At 68.3% G+C, this 14867-nt stretch carries 13 protein-coding genes; 4 read left to right on the top strand and 9 right to left on the bottom strand.

Annotated features, from left to right (window positions below):
• Window positions 1-3 precede the first annotated feature (3 nt).
• Both ACCD06_RS03800 and ACCD06_RS03795 read right to left on the bottom strand, forming a co-directional pair.
• Window positions 4-921: an efflux RND transporter periplasmic adaptor subunit gene (locus ACCD06_RS03800; protein ID WP_413338915.1), complete on the bottom strand. Its 918-nt coding sequence runs from the start codon at window positions 919-921 to the stop codon at window positions 4-6.
• Window positions 922-1012: 91 nt separating this feature from the next.
• Window positions 1013-1465, bottom strand: a complete 453-nt coding sequence (locus ACCD06_RS03795) for a MarR family winged helix-turn-helix transcriptional regulator (RefSeq protein ID WP_413338913.1) — start codon at window positions 1463-1465, stop codon at window positions 1013-1015.
• 69 nt (window positions 1466-1534) lie between these two features.
• Here ACCD06_RS03795 and ACCD06_RS03790 point away from each other — a divergent pair, with 69 nt between their 5' ends.
• Entirely contained in the window at window positions 1535-2047 is a 513-nt protein-coding gene (locus ACCD06_RS03790) for a hypothetical protein (protein WP_413338911.1), read from the top strand.
• 286 nt (window positions 2048-2333) lie between these two features.
• The gene (gene mazG, locus ACCD06_RS03785) at window positions 2334-3143 is read left to right on the top strand and encodes a nucleoside triphosphate pyrophosphohydrolase (protein WP_109074218.1); all 810 of its coding nucleotides are present in this window, start codon (window positions 2334-2336) and stop codon (window positions 3141-3143) included.
• A 4-nt stretch (window positions 3144-3147) separates the two neighbouring features.
• On the opposite strand, the gene ACCD06_RS03780 is transcribed toward mazG, so the two are convergent.
• Genes ACCD06_RS03780 through crtI form a run of 5 tightly spaced genes read right to left on the bottom strand, consistent with a single transcriptional unit; the run spans window position 3148 to window position 9331 of the window.
• Window positions 3148-4263: a sulfotransferase family protein gene (locus tag ACCD06_RS03780; RefSeq protein WP_413338909.1), complete on the bottom strand. Its 1116-nt coding sequence runs from the start codon at window positions 4261-4263 to the stop codon at window positions 3148-3150.
• The gene (locus ACCD06_RS03775) at window positions 4260-5411 is read right to left on the bottom strand and encodes a glycosyltransferase (protein ID WP_413338907.1); all 1152 of its coding nucleotides are present in this window, start codon (window positions 5409-5411) and stop codon (window positions 4260-4262) included. The genes ACCD06_RS03780 and ACCD06_RS03775 overlap by 4 nt, the downstream gene beginning before the upstream one ends.
• Window positions 5408-6223 carry a lysophospholipid acyltransferase family protein gene (locus ACCD06_RS03770; protein WP_413338906.1) on the bottom strand — a complete coding sequence of 272 codons (816 nt, stop codon included), beginning with the start codon at window positions 6221-6223 and terminating at the stop codon, window positions 5408-5410. Before ACCD06_RS03770 ends, ACCD06_RS03775 begins: the two co-directional genes overlap by 4 nt.
• A 31-nt stretch (window positions 6224-6254) precedes the next feature.
• On the bottom strand, window positions 6255-7781 hold the full coding sequence (locus ACCD06_RS03765; RefSeq protein WP_413338904.1) for a phytoene desaturase family protein: 1527 nt from the start codon (window positions 7779-7781) through the stop codon (window positions 6255-6257).
• On the bottom strand, window positions 7778-9331 hold the full coding sequence (gene crtI / locus ACCD06_RS03760) for a phytoene desaturase family protein (protein WP_413338902.1): 1554 nt from the start codon (window positions 9329-9331) through the stop codon (window positions 7778-7780). Before crtI ends, ACCD06_RS03765 begins: the two co-directional genes overlap by 4 nt.
• Before the next feature lie 63 nt (window positions 9332-9394).
• Here crtI and ACCD06_RS03755 point away from each other — a divergent pair, with 63 nt between their 5' ends.
• Window positions 9395-10867, top strand: coding sequence for an aldehyde dehydrogenase family protein (locus tag ACCD06_RS03755; RefSeq protein ID WP_413338901.1), 1473 nt, complete (start codon window positions 9395-9397; stop codon window positions 10865-10867).
• A 56-nt stretch (window positions 10868-10923) separates the two neighbouring features.
• The gene (locus ACCD06_RS03750) at window positions 10924-11385 is read left to right on the top strand and encodes a DUF4126 family protein (protein ID WP_413338899.1); all 462 of its coding nucleotides are present in this window, start codon (window positions 10924-10926) and stop codon (window positions 11383-11385) included.
• Window positions 11386-11392: 7 nt separating this feature from the next.
• Here the strand turns inward: ACCD06_RS03750 and ACCD06_RS03745 are convergent, their stop codons facing one another.
• Together ACCD06_RS03745 and ACCD06_RS03740 are read right to left on the bottom strand one after the other, a co-directional pair.
• Entirely contained in the window at window positions 11393-13165 is a 1773-nt protein-coding gene (locus tag ACCD06_RS03745; RefSeq protein ID WP_413338897.1) for an acyl-CoA dehydrogenase, read from the bottom strand.
• On the bottom strand, window positions 13162-14730 hold the full coding sequence (locus ACCD06_RS03740) for a fatty acyl-CoA synthetase (RefSeq protein WP_413338895.1): 1569 nt from the start codon (window positions 14728-14730) through the stop codon (window positions 13162-13164). Before ACCD06_RS03740 ends, ACCD06_RS03745 begins: the two co-directional genes overlap by 4 nt.
• Between the last annotated feature and the right edge of the window lie 137 nt (window positions 14731-14867).

Below are 14867 nucleotides of genomic sequence, written 5' to 3'. Positions count from 1 at the left end.
CGCTCACTGCCCGGCCGGCAGTTCGGCGACCTTCGGCGTTCTGTCGGGGCCCCCCACCACCGACACCGTCGCGGTGCGCCCGGCAACCATCTGGAGCGACTCCGGCACCTCGTCCAGGGCGATGCGCACGGGGATGCGCTGGGCCAGCCGCACCCAGTTGAAGGTCGGGTTGACGTTGGCGACCAGCCCGGTGCCCTCCGCCCGGTCGCGGTCGACGATGGCGCGGGTGATGCTGTCGATCCGCCCACGCAGTTCGGTGCTCACGCCCATGATCCGGACCGAGACGGGGGCGCCGATATGGATGCGCGGCAGCTTGGTCTCTTCGAAATAGCCCATGACGTAGAAGGAATGGCTGTCGATCAGCGCCACGACCGCCTGCCCGGCGGCGACATAGTTGCCGGCCTTCATCTGCAGGTTGGTGACATAGCCGTCGACGGTCGCCCTCACCTCCGTACGGTCGAGGTTAAAGCGGGCGAGATCGAGTGCGGCCTCCGCCTGCTTGGCGGCCGCGGCGGCCTTGGCCATCGCCGCCATCACCTCCTGGCGCTGGGCGGTGGAGACGACGTTGTTGCCCAGCTGCTCGTACCGGTGCGCCTCGGCGGTGCGATAGGCCAGCTCGGCCTTGGCGCTGTCGAGGTTGGCCTGCGCCTGCTCTTCCGCCAGCCGGTAGCGGCCGGGATCGACGACGAACAGCACCTCGCCCTTGTGGACCAGCTGATTGTCGGCCACACGCACGTCGGTCACCAGACCGGCGACGTCTGAGGAGATCTGGACGATGTCGGCGCGGACGCGGCCGTCGCGGGTCCAGGGCTCGTTCATATAGTAGTCCCACAGCCACAATCCGCCGCCGACCGCCGCCACGGTCGCCAGCAGGGTCACGGCGATCCGGGCCACGGCCCGGAAGGAAGGAAGAAAATTCACGGTCTGGGTTCCTTGATCACCGCACCGATACGGCCGGAGGCGCAGCGCGGCCGATCCTGGCCGTGGCGCATCCCCGGAGAACACGCACCGGTCAGTTCTGTTCACGCTTGGCGTTGGCCTCGATGATGGAAAGCACGCGATAGCAGGCCTCCACGTCGGCCTCCGTTGCCTCTGCCATCAACCGCTGGCGGACGTCGTTCAACGCCTCGTTCACTTGAACCAACAGATGACGGCCGGCGTCGGTCATGTGCAGGGTCTTCGCCCGGCGGTCGCAGGCATCCTCGCGCCGTTGCAGCAGCCCGGCCGCTTCCAGCCCGTCGAGAAGACGGACAAGCGACGGGCCTTCGACGCCCATCTCTTCCGCCAATTCGCGCTGCCGCAGTCCGTCGCCGAGTTCGGCCAGCAACATCAGCGGCGCGATGGCGGAGGTGGAAAACCCGCTGTCCGCCAGCACCTTGTTCGCCGCCCGCCGCCACAGATGGGAGGCGCGGAACAGGTGCAGGCCGAAATTGGGGGGAAGGCGTAGAAGCTTATCTTGTAGCATCCCTATTTAATAGGTTTGCTATCTAATTTTGGCAAGGGGGCAGAGTGCGCCTGCGGCTCCGCTTGCCGCATGGCTGGATTGCTGCGGTGCGGGAGGGAAAAGGGCAGGCCATTTGTCGCGCGGTTGTATGCGGGCGCGCGCTTTCGCGTTTCCGGTGACTGCGCTAGCGTCACGATCGCAAACCGTGGTGAAGGATCCGTCGGCGTGAAGGATTTTCTGGAGGGGGATGCGTCGGGCGTGATCGTGGTCGCCAAGCTGCCGCTTGATATACAGACGCATCTGAAGGCGAAGACGATGCGCGTGCTTCTCTCATCCGACACCCGCGATTCTCATCAGAAGCATCGATGGACAAGTGAAGACTTCGACCATCTTCAAGAAATTTTAGACAGCGGAGAAGTTCGGACCGACCGCGATAAACATGTTGTGGTTGCTCATCTCCGCGGGGTTTGGCGATGTGCCATTCTCAAGGTGACCGGCAACCTGAATGAGGTCTATCTTTCGTCCTTACATCGAATGCGTAAGAAGCAGGTGATAGACTTCCCCGCAAAGGGAAACTTGGTCAGGGAAGCGAGGAAACTCTGAAGGGACAGGGCGTTGACCTGGGAGCGAAGCACCCCAGCGGACCCGAAGGCTACCCGGTATCGCAACAATTCACGTCAACGCCCTGCGGAATACAGTAGCGCCTTATAAGCCTTGGATCAAGCCGACCCATACCGATCGAAAAAGTGATTTCCATAATGTTGATTATGTGCGGAACGAGTGCCCGCAAAGTTGGAATGTCAGTGCCGGTGCGGCGAACCTTCCCCCGCCGCCGCCCGTCCGCTATCGTCGCGGACTTTCCCCTCCCCGCAATCGGAGACGGCACGACATGACCCGCAACATCGACCGGCTGCTCGACGTGATGGCGCGGCTGCGGAATCCCGACGGCGGGTGTCCGTGGGATCTGGAGCAGACCTATCGTTCCATCGCGCCGCACACGATCGAAGAGGCCTATGAGGTCGCCGACGCCATCGAGAAGGACGACAAGGTCGCCCTGCGCGAGGAATTGGGCGATCTGCTGTTCCAGGTCGTCTATTACAGCCAGATGGCGCGCGAGGAAGGGCTGTTCGACTTCGACGAGGTGGCGGGCGTCATCACCGACAAGATGATCCGCCGTCATCCCCACGTCTTCGGACCGGAAGAGGTGAAGTCGTCCGACCAGCAGACCTCGCGCTGGGAGGACCACAAGGCGGCCGAACGCGCGGCGAAGGCGGCGGAGGAAGGCCGGGCGCCATCGGCGCTGGAAGGCGTGATCGCCGGGCTGCCGGCGCTGACCCGCGCGCTGAAGCTGCAGAACCGCGCGGCGCGCGTCGGGTTCGATTGGACCGACGCCCGCGACATCCTCGACAAGATCGAGGAGGAGGTGCGGGAGTTGCGGGCGGAGATGGACGCCAATTCGGCGCAGGAACGGGTGGCCGACGAGCTGGGCGACCTGCTGTTCGCGCTGGTCAACCTCGCCCGCCGGCTGAAGGTGGAGCCGGAAGCGGCGCTGCGCGGCACCAACGCCAAGTTCGAGCGCCGATTCCACCGTATCGAAGCGTTGCTGGCCGACGGCGGGCGCAAACCGCAGGACGCCACGCTGGACGAGATGGAAGGCCTGTGGCAGCAGGCCAAGCGCGAGGAACGCGGCGAGGCGTGACGGCTCAATAGCCCCAGCGGTCGAAGGCGAAGGCCCAGCGCCGGCGGACGGCGCTGCGGGCCGGGTCCTCCAGGTCGTGACGGGCCCGGCGGTAGTCGCGGACGTCGGCGAGGTAGCGCTCGACCCGCGGACGTACCGGCTCGAACGGGCCGAGAGCAAGCCCGTCATAGACCGCGGCCAGCGTCTCCAGCGGATCGGCGACGAAACGGTCATAGCGGATTTCCACCAGCCGGCCGGGCGGCAGCAGCGCCCGGTCGCGATCGAACCGCGCCATCATCGCCGGGTAGAGGTCCAGCACCAGACCGTCGACCACCCGCGGATCGTAGGATTGCAGCGAGAACTCCCGCAGCAGGGTCAGCAGCATGCGGCGGGTGGAGCTGAAGACCTCGTAAGGGTCGCGGTGGATGTGGACGAAAACGGCGTCCGGTCGCAGGGCCAGCAACTCCGCCAGCTTGGGCGTGTGGGCCGGATTCTTGATCAGCAGGCGCCGGCCGCCGCAATAGATCTGCATCTTGGTCAGGTAGAGGTCCATCCGGCGACGCCACAGGTCGATGGCCTCCGGGCGGCAATCCTCGAACAGCACGCCCTGGCGGAAGGCGCGGCGCAGATGCTTGGGGAAGAAGATGCCGTGGTAATAGGACAGCGGCTGCATCAGGGCCAGGGCCAGCTCGTCCTCCTGCGGGGAGGTCGGGTCGACCGACATGGCGTCGATGATGCGGTCGGGCGGCAGCCACTCCTCCAGCCGGGACCGCCAGAAGGAACTCAAACCGAGGAAGCCCCAGGGCAGGCCGACGGCCAGCGGATCGGGGGCGGCGAACCGCGGATCCTGGGCCAGCAGGTTCAGCAAATGGGTGGTGCCGCTGCGCCAATGGCCGAGGATGAACAGCGGCGGCGGCTCGGCGGCCCGGCGGCCCTGCCCCGCCAGCCGCTTCACCCGCCGCTGCTCCAGCAGGTCGAAGGGCGCGCGGATCGCGGCGGCGCCGGCGGCGGTCGCGACGCGGTGCAGGTGCAGCGGCCCCACTCCGCCACCGTCGCGCAGCACGGTCGCCAAAGTGACGGCGTCGGCTCCCGCCAGCGGGTGGAAGATGCGGTGCCCGTTCCGGCGCAGCCAGGGTGTCATGGCGCGTCCGGTCCCGGTCCGGCCGGATAGGCCCGGCCCCGCCATTCCGCCGGCTTGCCATGGCGCGCGCGCAGCAGCGCCACCCATTGGATCGCCAGCATGATGAGGATTCCGACCGGGTGCAGCAGGGCGCCGACGATGCTCTGGCGGAAGCGGACGGCCAGCAGAAGGCAGAAGATCACCCCGGCCAGCACCGCCAGCCCGGCCATGACGACCGCCGCCATGGGCAGCGGGTGCAGAGCCGCCCAGCCCAACAGAATCCAGGGCAGCACATGGCCGCCGAACAGCAGCAGGGTCCAGACCGGCAGGGCGGCCGGGGTCGCCATCCCCTCCGTCGCGTTCTTGGAGAAGCCGGACCACAGCTCGCGCCACCCGCGATACATCCGGCAGCGGGCAAGGCCGGTGGCGTCGAACAGGTCGGTACCCTGCCCGGCCCGGCGGAAGGCGCGCGGCAGCGTCACCCCGTCATGCAGCGAGGCGGCGATAGCGGCATGGCCGCCGGCCGCCAGATAGGCCTCCTTCCTCACCGCGATCAGTTGGCCGCAGGCGGCGCCGAAACGCGGGTCGGTGGATCGCCGCATCCCCGCCATCGGCAGGTAGCCCAGCAGCAGAAAGTGGATCAGCGGGATCACCAGGGCCTCGGCCAGAGTCCCGGTCTCCTCGCGCGGGAAGCCGCTGACCAAGCCGTTTCCGCCCGACAGCAGGGCGCCGCTGGTCAGACGGGCGGCGGCGGGGGACAAACGCACGTCGGCATCCTGGAACAGCAGCACCGGATGGCGCGCCAGCCCGGCGAGCATCTGACAGGCATGCTGCTTGCCGGACCAGCCCGGCGGCAGCGGCGGTGCAGGCTCCAGCCGGACGCGCGGGTCGCGGGCAGCGATGGCGCGGACGATGTCCGCCGTGCGATCGGTGGAGTGGTCGTCGAGCACCACGACCTCCACCTCGACACCACGGCTGAGCAGCGCCGCTTCGACGGCGGCGGCGATGCCGGCCTCCTCGTTGCGGGCGGGGATCAGGATGCTGACGGCGGTACCCAGCGGCGGGGCGGCTGTCGGACGGCGATAGAGATAGAGGTTGAAGATCCCCTGCCCCAGCGGCAGCATAGCCAGAACCAGCGACAGTCCGGCGATCAGGTCGATGACGCTCATGGCCGTTTCACCTCCCGCTGCGGCATCGGCCTCTGCCCATCGTTGTGTGCCGCGGAAAATGCCCGTCCGCCGGCCCAGGCCCGCGCCCGGCGCCACAGGTCGTAAACTCCGCCGATCCCCACCGTTCCCTCCATCAGCGTCAGGAAACGCGCCGGGTCGCGGCTTTGCGCGTCGAGCGCCAGTTGGTCCATCACCGCCTCCAGCCGCCTTTCCAGATCCACGGCGATCTCCGGCACCGGCAGATCGGCGAAGCAGGCGGCCTCCATTGGCTCGCCGAAACGGAGCAGGGCCTCCGGCGTGCGTTCGTCCCAGAACAGATATTCGACCGCCAAAGGCACCACCGAGGCCGACGGCATGCGGCGGACCAGATGGGCGATTCCAGGCCGCAGGGTCACCGGACGTCGGCGCGGATCGGTGAAGGCGCCCTCCGCGGTGATCCACAGCATGGCGCGCGGATCGGCCAGGATATGCTCGGCAGTGCGCAGGAAGGTGACGGCCCCGGCCCGGCCGGGTTCCAGCCCGAACAGGCCGATCCGGCGCATGAAGCGGTAGCGGCGCAGCATCTCCCCATCGATCGGCCCGAAACCCGGCCGGCCGCGGAAGCGGGTGGTTCCCATCACGATCAGCAGGGCGGGATCCCACCAGGACGGGTGGTTCAGATAGACGATGACCGGCCGGCCCGGCGGCAGCACCGGCCAGCCCGGCCGCGCCAGCCGCACCGCATGGAAGCCGCGCCGCAGGCGCCGCGCCATGACGCCGCCGAAGAACCAGCAGAGAAACTGTGATCGTAACGCAACCGGATCGTCCGTCATGCCGTTCGTCAATCCCCTGGGCCGCCTTCCGTCAGGCCACGGCACGGGCGGAGCCGCGCATGTCCTGATCCAGGCTGTCGGCGGCGATCCACCCCGACATCAGCACCATCGGCATGCCCGGCCCCGGATGGGCGGCCCCGCCGGCCAGATACAGCCCCTCCACATCGCGTGAGCGGTTGCCCGGCTTGAAGGCGCCCATGAAGCGGCCGTGGCTCGCCAAGCCATAGATGGCGCCGTTCAGCACATTGTATCGGTCGTGGATGTCCTGCGGCGTCAGCACATGTTCGACGCGGATGCGGTCCTCCAGATCGGCCATGCCGGCGGTGCGCTTCAGCTTGTCGAACACCACCCGGCGATAGGCCGGCAGCATGCGGCTCCAATCATGGCGCTCGCGCAAATAGGGGGTGTGGACCAGCACATACAGCGCCTCTCCACCCTTTGGCGCGACGCCCGGTTCGGTGCGGGCGGGCGCGGCGATGTAGCAGGTCGGGTCGGGCGCCGGCTCCCCCTGACGATAGATCCAGTCGAATTCCTCCTCCGGATCGCGGGAGAAGACGAAGTCGTGGTGCAGCAGGTGATCGTACGCACGGTCAAGCCCCAGATAGAACACCACGCCGGAACAGGCCGGCTCGTAGCTGCGGCGCTTGGCGAACCGCTTGGCCGGCTGCCCGCCCACCAGTTCCTGATAGGTGCGGACGGAATCCATGTTCGACACCGCGGCGGAAACCGGGATGCGCTCGCCCCCGTCGGTCTCGACAGCGACGACGCGCCCACCTTCCACCTGCAGGCGGCGGACGCCGGTGTTGGTGCGGATGTCCACGCCCAGCCGCCCAGCCACCCGCTCCAGCGCCGCCGGCACCGCGCGGGTGCCGCCGATCGGGTACCAGACGCCGTCGTTGGTCTGCATATGGGCGATGGCGCACAGCACCGCCGGCGAGCCGTAGGGGGAGGAGCCGACATACTGGGTGAAATGGTCCAGCATCTGCGCCGCCCGCGCATCCGGCACATGGTTGCGGATGGTACCCGCCACCGTGCTGCCCATCCGCAGGGCCAGCACGTCGGACAGGGTGCTGGCGTTGAAGCTGTTGCGGAAGTTCAGCGTGTCGCCAAGATCCTCCACCGACTTCCAGAAGAAGAATCGTTCGGAGATGCCGTGCAGCCGTTCCGACATCGCCTGAAAGCGGCGATAGCCCTCCCCCGCCCCCTTTCCGGGCGCCAGCCGGTCCAGTTCGGCCGCCATGGTCCCGACATTCTCCGACAGGTCCAGCACCGTGCCGTCGTCGAAGAAGCAGCGCCATTGCGGCTCCAGCCTGACCAGCTCCAACTCGCGGTCGAGGTCGCAGCCGGCCTCTTCCAGGATGCGGCGCAGCACGCGCGGCACCGTCAGGATGGTCGGCCCCATGTCGAAGCGGAAGCCGGCGTCCTCCAGCACCGCCGCCTTGCCGCCGACCCAGGCGTTCTTTTCCAGCAGCGTCACCTTGTGCCCGCGCGCCGCCAGCACCACCGCCGCCGCCAGACCGCCAAGGCCCCCACCGATCACCGCGATCCGATCCGTCATGCGATTCCCCCTGCAATGGCCTGCCGCAGCATGCCGGACACGCCGATGGTCTTTGTGCGCCAGGGCGTCGGCAGGCCCAGTTCCTGGGCCAGCAGCCGCGCCGTGATCCGTGCGCCTTCGAAGATGACCGGCAATCCGCTGCCGGGATGGGTGCCGCCGCCCACCAGATAGACGCCGTCGAGATCCTCGAACCGGTTGCGCGGGCGGCGGTGAAGCATCTGGTCAAGGCTGTGCGCCAGATTGAAGGTGGCGCCGCGATGGACCGCGAACCGGCTTTCCCAATCGGCCGGCGTCACCACCCGCTCCACCCGGATGCGGCGCTCAAGATCGGTCAGGCCGAAGCCTGCCAGCCGGTCGAGCACCAGTCGGCGGTAGTGCGGTGCCTCCGCCTGCCAGTCGATGTGGCCGCGCTGGTGGCCGACCGGAACCAGGATATAGAGCGTGCTGCCGCCCGGCGGCGCCATCTCCGGATCGGTGACGCAGGCGTTCTGCACATAAATCGACGGGCGGCGCGGCAGTTCCCGGCACTCCTCGATCTCCGCGAGGTTGCGGGCGTAATCCTCCGCAAGATAGACGGTGTGGTGGTCCAGCCCGTCCAACCTGCCCTCGATGCCCAGATACAGCATGAAAGTGGAGCAGGAGAATTTCTTGGTGGCGAGGCGGGCGTCGCTCCAGCGCCGGCGCAGATCGTCGGGCACCAGCGTCGTTATCGCCCGCGCGAAGTCGGCGTTGATGACCAGCGCATCGGCCGGATAGTCGCCGGCCTCCGTCCGCACGCCGACGGCGCGGCGGCCCCGGAACTTGATGTGGCGCACCGTCTCGTTCAGCCGCACGGTAACGCCCAGGCTTTCCGCCACCCGGCGCATCGCCTCCATCACCGCCTCCGTCCCGCCGCGGGGATGGAAGACGCCGTGTTCATGCTCCAGGAAGGACAGGATGGTGAACAGGCTGGGGCAGCGGAAGGGCGACATGCCTAGGTACTTGCTCTGGAACGAGAAGGCGAGGCGGATGCGCGGGTCCTGGAAATAGCGGGACAGGTCGCGGTCCACCGACCGGTGCGGCGACAGCCGGCCCAACGCCTTCAGCATCGGCAGCGAGGCCAACGCCCAGGGGCTGGAGAAGTCGGACTCCAGAACCGGGCGGAAGCGCTCCATCTTCTCCCGATTGTCAGCCAGGAAGCGCGGCAGACCTTCGGCGTCGCGCGGGCTGAGCTTGGCGATCTCCGCCATCAGCGCCGTCATCTGGGCCTGGACGCGCAGTTCCCCGCCGCCTTCGAACACCAGCCGGTAGAGCGGGTCGAGGCGGATCAGGTCGACCTCGTCCGACAGGCGCCGCCCGCAGGCCTCGAAGATCTCCTCCAGGATACGGGGATAGAGGAAGAAGGTGGGGCCGCTGTCGAAGCGGTATCCGTCCATCGAGAAGCCGGCCGACCGGCCGCCTATGCGGTCCTGCCGCTCCAGCACCGTCACCTTCGCACCCGTAAGCGCCAGGAGCATCGCGGATGCCAATCCGCCCGGTCCCGCGCCGATGATCACGACTTGTCGTTCCATCCGCTTGCCAAACGCTCCTGCGCTGCCGAACTCTGTCTTCGTGGTTACGAAGCCGGGTCGAAAATGGATCGCAACAACAGCTCCTCTCCTGATGTCGTAACCCTTTCGATGGGCAATGAAAAATTTGGCTCGCCCGCCAAGTTTAAGGCTTGGTCCGCCCAGGACATCTCACTACGACTTTCGGTTATTCACGGACTTCGCCACCGCATTGCGGCCAATGCCGAGAGACTTGTTCGATCACTGGAAACTCGACCGGGCCGACATGCCGCGGAGAGCGTCAGTGCCGAAATCCTGCCGCTGGCGGAGGCCTGCCGATTCCTGGAACGCGAAGCGGCGGGCCTGCTGGCGCCAAGGCGGCTGGGCCGGCGCGGGCGCCCGGTCTGGCTGTTCGGGGTGGAGGCGGAGGTGCGGCGGGACCCGGTCGGCACGGTCCTGATCGTCGGGCCGTCCAACTACCCGCTGCTGCTGCCGGGCGTGCAGGCGGTGCAGGCGCTGGCGGCCGGCAACCGGGTGATGGTCAAGCCGGCCCCTGGATGCGGCGAGCCGATGGTCCTGCTGGGGGAATGGCTGGAGGAGGCCGGCCTGCCGCCGGGGCTGTTCCAGGTGCTGGACGAGTCCGCCGGGACGGTGGCCGAGGCCATCGCCGCCGGCATCGACAAGCTGGTGTTGACCGGCTCCGCCGACACCGGCCGGGCGGTGGCGGAACGTCTTGCCCGCCATCTGGTGCCCTCGACGATGGAGCTTTCGGGCAATGACGCCGTCTTTGTTCTGCCGGGGGCGGATGTGGATCGGGTCGCCCGTGCGCTGGCCTTCGGCCTGCGGCTCAACGGCTCCGCCACCTGCATCGCGCCGCGGCGGGTCTTTGTTCCGCACGGGATGGCCGCAGGTCTGGAGGCCGCTCTTGTCCGTCAGGTCGCCACGATCCCGCCGGTGCCGGCATCCCTGCCGGTGAGACGCCGGCTCGCCGCCCTTGCGCGCGATGCGATGGCGGAGGGCGCGCGTGCTCTGGGGAATGTACCGGAGGAGGAAGACCCCGCCATGACGCCGCTGATCCTAGCCGACGCACGGCCCGGCATGGCGTTGCTGCGCGAGGAGATCTTTGCGCCCGTCCTGTCGCTGGTGCCGGTACGGGACATGGACGAGGCGTTGGATGCGGCGACGCGCAGCCCCTACGCACTGGGGGCGTCGGTCTTCGGGCCGGTGGCGCAGGCGCGGGAGTTGGCGGGGCGGATCGATGCCGGGACGGTGACGATCAACGACCTGATCGTGCCGACCGCGGACCCCCGCCTGCCCTTCGGCGGACGGCATGCCAGCGGTTGGGGCGTCACCCGTGGTGCCGAAGGGCTTCTGGAGATGACGCAGGTGAAGACCGTCTCGTTGCGCAAGGGGCGGTTGCGCCCGCATTTCGACGCTCCGCGCGAGGGCGACGACGCGCTGATGTTGGCGGCGCTGCGTCTGTTTCATGGCGGCCCCGGCACCCGCGCTGGAGCGCTCAGGCAGATGGTGCGGGCGGTGCGTGGACGCTCCCACAATTGACGATGCCGAATTGACGATGCCGAATTGATTATGCCGAATTGATGATGGATGACCGAATGTTTGCCCTGATCCTCGCCTTCCTGATCGGCTCCGTCTCCGGCTCGCGCACGCTGCTCGCCCCGGCAGCGGTCAGTTGGGCCGCCTATGGCGGCTGGCTCGATATGTCGGGGAGCTGGCTGTTCTTCCTCGCACACCCGGTGTCGCCGTGGGTATTCACCGCAATGGCCGTGGTGGAGCTGATCGTCGACAAGCTGCCGACCACCCCCAGCCGCAAGCAGCCCTTCCCCTTCGCCAGCCGCATCGCCGGTGGAGCCATCGCCGGGGCTGCCATCGGGATGAACACCGGAGTCTGGGTCGGCGGTCTGGTCGCCGGCGGCATCGGCGCCGTCGCAGGCACGCTCGTCGGCTATGCGGCACGCATGCGGATGGCCGCCGCCTTCGGTCGCGACCGCCCCGCCGCCCTGTTGGAAGATGCGGTGGCGCTGATCGCGGCCGTTCTGATCGTGGCGGCAGCGTGACGGATCGCTACCCTTCGATGCCCTCCAGCCGGCCGGACAGTCCCGCATCCAACCCGGCATAGCCGCTGCGGATGCGCGCATCCAGCATGGCGGTCTCCGGCAGCAGGCGGATCATGAAGAAGCGGGCCAACCCGATGCGCGCATCGAGGAATGCCGGGTCATAGCCTGCCGGTCGCTGAACCGCGGCGGAGGCGGTCAGTCCCCACATCCAGCTATAGGCGACCAGCGCCGTCAGCCGCAGCAGGTCGGTCGCCCCGGCCGCCCCGTCGCGCGGGTCGCGCCCCTCCTGCCGCAGCCAGTCGGCGAGGCCGCGCAACCGGTCGGCAGCGCTCCGCAGGGGCTCCGCCAGTTCGGCCGTCGCCGGATCGTCGGCCAGCCTCGCCGCGGCATCCTCCACCGCGTCCAGCATCCGCATCAGCGGCCGACCGCCATGCAGGCCAAGCTTGCGCTGCACGAGGTCGAGCGCCTGGACGCCGTTGGTTCCCTCATAGATCTGCGTCGCCCGCACGTCGCGGACCAACTGCTCGACGCCATTGTCGCGGATATAGCCGTGGCCGCCCATCACCTGCTGGGCCAGCACCGCCGCCTCGAAGCCGAAATCGGTGCCGGCGGCCTTCACCACCGGCGTCAGCAGGGCCGCCCAATCCTCCGCCTCCTCCGTCAGCGACGGATCCTTGGCGGCGCGGTCGAGCCACAGCGCCACCCATCCGGCAAGCGCCCGTCCGGCATCGGTCAGCACGCGGGCGGTCAACACCATCCGCCGCACGTCGGGATGATGCAGGATCGGGTCGCCCGCTCCGCCCGATCCACCGCCACCCGGCGCCCTGCCCTGCACGCGCTCTCGGGCATAGGCCAAGGCCGCCTGCGCCGCGCGCTCCCCAACGCCGATGCCCTGGATGCCGACGAACAGCCGTTCATGGTTCATCATCGTGAACATGGCGGCGAGGCCGCGGTGCGGCTCTCCCACCATCCAGCCGACGGCACCCTCATAGGATACCACGCAGGTGGGCGAGGCGTGCAGCCCCATCTTGCGTTCGACCGACAGCACCGACCAGCCGTTGCGGGCGCCATCGGGCAGGCGCTTGGGCACGACGAACAGGCTGATGCCGCGGGTGCCCGGCGGCGCGTCGGGCAGGCGGGCCAGCACGAGATGCACGAGGTTCCCGGTCAGGTCATGGTCGGCGGAGGAGATGAACATCTTCTGCCCAGCCAGCCGATAGGTGCCGTCGCCCACCGGCACGGCCTGTGTGCGCAGCAAGCCCAGGTCGGTGCCGGCCTGCGGTTCGGTCAGGGCCATGGCGCCGGTCCAATCGCCGGCCAGCATCGGCGGCAGGCAATGCTCCTTCACCGCCGTGTCGCCATGGGCGGCGAGCGCCCGGATGGCGCCCTGGGTCAGGCCGGGGGTGATGCTAAAGGCGAGGTTCGCCGCACACACCATCTCCGTCACCAGCGTGTCGAGCAGCGCCGGCATCCCTTGCCCGCCATAAGTCGGGTCGCCGGCCAGCCCGTTCCAGCCGCCCTCGCGCCAATGGCGCCACGCCTCGTTGAAGCCGGCCGGCATGCGCACGCCGTCCCCCTCGACCCGCGCACCCTCTTCGTCGCCGGAACGGTCGAGCGGCAGCAGCACGTCCACCGCCAGCCGTCCGGCCTGGGCCAGCACCGCGTCGAACAGATCGGGCGTCGCGTCCTCCCAACCCGCTGCGGCAAGCGCCTCGGGAGCCTTCAGCACCTCGTTGACGAGGAAGCGGACGGATTGCAGCGGCGGTTCATACGCGCTCATACGGCAGTTTCGCTATAGGCGCGGCGGAGTTCGCGCTTCAGCAGCTTGCCGGCGGTGTTGCGCGGCAGGCTGTCGACGAAATGCACCTGCTTGGGCAGCTTGAAGGGCGCCAGATGGCCGCGGCAATGGGCGATCAGCCCCTCCGCATCGACGCTCTGGCCGCTGCGCAGCACGACGAAGGCGGTCACCGCCTCGATCCATTTCGGGTCGGGCAAAGCCACCACCGCGACCTCGGCGACGGCGGGGTGGGTGTAGATCGCCTCCTCCACCTCGCGGCTGGCGACCACCACGCCGCCGGTGTTGATGACGTCCTTGATGCGGTCGACGATGTAGAGATAGCCGGCCTCGTCCAGATAGCCGACGTCGCCGGAATGGAACCAGCCGCCCTGGAACGCCTCCTCCGTCTCGCGCTCCTTGTCCCAATAGCCGACCATCAGCTGGGGGGAGCGGTGAACGATCTCGCCATGAGTGCCCGGCGGCACGTCGTTCATCTCCAGATCGACCACCCGCGTCTCGACATTCAGCACCGGGCGGCCGGCGGAGGCGGGGCGTTCCTCATGCTCCTCCGGCGCGAGGACGGTGGCGAGCGGGCCGATCTCGCTCTGGCCATAGCAGTTGAAGGCGCGGGCGTTGGGCAGGCGCTGGCGAAGCTCCTGCAGCACCGGAACCGGCATGATTGAGGCGCCGTAATAGAGCTTTTCCAACGACCCCAGATCATGCGCGTCGAAATCGGGATGGCGCAGCAGCCCGACCCACACCGTGGGCGGCGCAAAGAAGGAGGTGATGCGGTGCGCCGCAATCAGCTCCAGGCATTGCTTCAGCGCCGGGGTCTGGATCAACAGGGTGGTGGCGCCGACCATCAGCTGCGGCATCAGGAAGACGTGCATCTGCGCCGAATGGTAGAGCGGCAGCGCCGCCAACGCGCGGTCGCTTTCGGCAAAGCGGCAATTATGGATGGCGCTTTCATATTCCGCCAGCAGGCTGCCATGGGTCATCATCGCGCCCTTCGGCGCGGCGGTGGTGCCGGAGGTGTAGAGAAGCTGAACCACCGTGTCGGCGTCCACCACCACCTCGATGTCCGCCGATGCGCCCGCATCCTGCGCGATGGACAGAACATCCAGCTCACCGCTGCCGGCGGCCAGCGTCCCGGTCCATTCCAGCCGCGCGGCCTGACCGGCATCGGCCAGAGGACCAGCGAGATCGGCGTCATGCAGCACCATCCGCGCGCCGGACTGGGTCAGGATGTAGGACAGCTCCTCCCCCGTCAGGGCGTAATTGACCGGGACATGGATGAAGCCGCCGACCGCGCAGCCCAACCACGCCACGACATAGGCGTCGGAATTGCGCCCGAACGCCGCCACCCGGTCTCCCCGCTTCAGGCCCATGTCCGTGAACCGCCTTGCCACCCGCTTGGCGGCGATGTGCAGGTCGGTGAAGCTCCACTCCCGCCCGTCATAGCGGAGCGCGATACGGCCGCCATGCCGCCGCGCCGCCCGTGCCAGAGCACCGCCGATGCTGATACCGCGCGCCGCGGCGATCGCGTTGTTCGCAACGTCCATAGGCATGCGTGTCCTCCCGGTTTTCAGGTTTTCGCGACCGGCGCCGCTCACCGATGCACGGGCGCGGCCGGATTTCTTTTTTACTAACTGGAACCTAAGTTACTTGAAAGTAGGAAGGGAAACAAGTTTGCTGAACGAACGGA

This window comes from Azospirillum sp. CT11-132, from assembly GCF_047302835.1.
In the GTDB taxonomy this organism is placed as follows: domain Bacteria; phylum Pseudomonadota; class Alphaproteobacteria; order Azospirillales; family Azospirillaceae; genus Azospirillum.
Note: the sequence above shows the minus strand (reverse complement) of the source record. Positions and strands in the feature narration are given on the sequence as shown.

Excerpts from the sequence above, each read along its gene's own strand:
- mazG (WP_109074218.1), top strand. The coding sequence starts at position 2,334 with ATGACCCGCAACATCGACCGGCTGCTCGACGTGATGGCGCGGCTGCGG.
- ACCD06_RS03750 (WP_413338899.1), top strand. The coding sequence starts at position 10,924 with ATGTTTGCCCTGATCCTCGCCTTCCTGATCGGCTCCGTCTCCGGCTCG.
- crtI (WP_413338902.1), bottom strand. The coding sequence starts at position 9,331 with ATGGAACGACAAGTCGTGATCATCGGCGCGGGACCGGGCGGATTGGCA.
- ACCD06_RS03740 (WP_413338895.1), bottom strand. The coding sequence starts at position 14,730 with ATGCCTATGGACGTTGCGAACAACGCGATCGCCGCGGCGCGCGGTATC.
- ACCD06_RS03755 (WP_413338901.1), top strand. The coding sequence starts at position 9,395 with ATGGATCGCAACAACAGCTCCTCTCCTGATGTCGTAACCCTTTCGATG.
- ACCD06_RS03790 (WP_413338911.1), top strand. The coding sequence starts at position 1,535 with ATGGCTGGATTGCTGCGGTGCGGGAGGGAAAAGGGCAGGCCATTTGTC.
- ACCD06_RS03765 (WP_413338904.1), bottom strand. The coding sequence starts at position 7,781 with ATGACGGATCGGATCGCGGTGATCGGTGGGGGCCTTGGCGGTCTGGCG.
- ACCD06_RS03775 (WP_413338907.1), bottom strand. The coding sequence starts at position 5,411 with ATGAGCGTCATCGACCTGATCGCCGGACTGTCGCTGGTTCTGGCTATG.
- ACCD06_RS03770 (WP_413338906.1), bottom strand. The coding sequence starts at position 6,223 with ATGACGGACGATCCGGTTGCGTTACGATCACAGTTTCTCTGCTGGTTC.
- ACCD06_RS03745 (WP_413338897.1), bottom strand. The coding sequence starts at position 13,165 with ATGAGCGCGTATGAACCGCCGCTGCAATCCGTCCGCTTCCTCGTCAAC.
- ACCD06_RS03795 (WP_413338913.1), bottom strand. The coding sequence starts at position 1,465 with ATGCTACAAGATAAGCTTCTACGCCTTCCCCCCAATTTCGGCCTGCAC.
- ACCD06_RS03780 (WP_413338909.1), bottom strand. The coding sequence starts at position 4,263 with ATGACACCCTGGCTGCGCCGGAACGGGCACCGCATCTTCCACCCGCTG.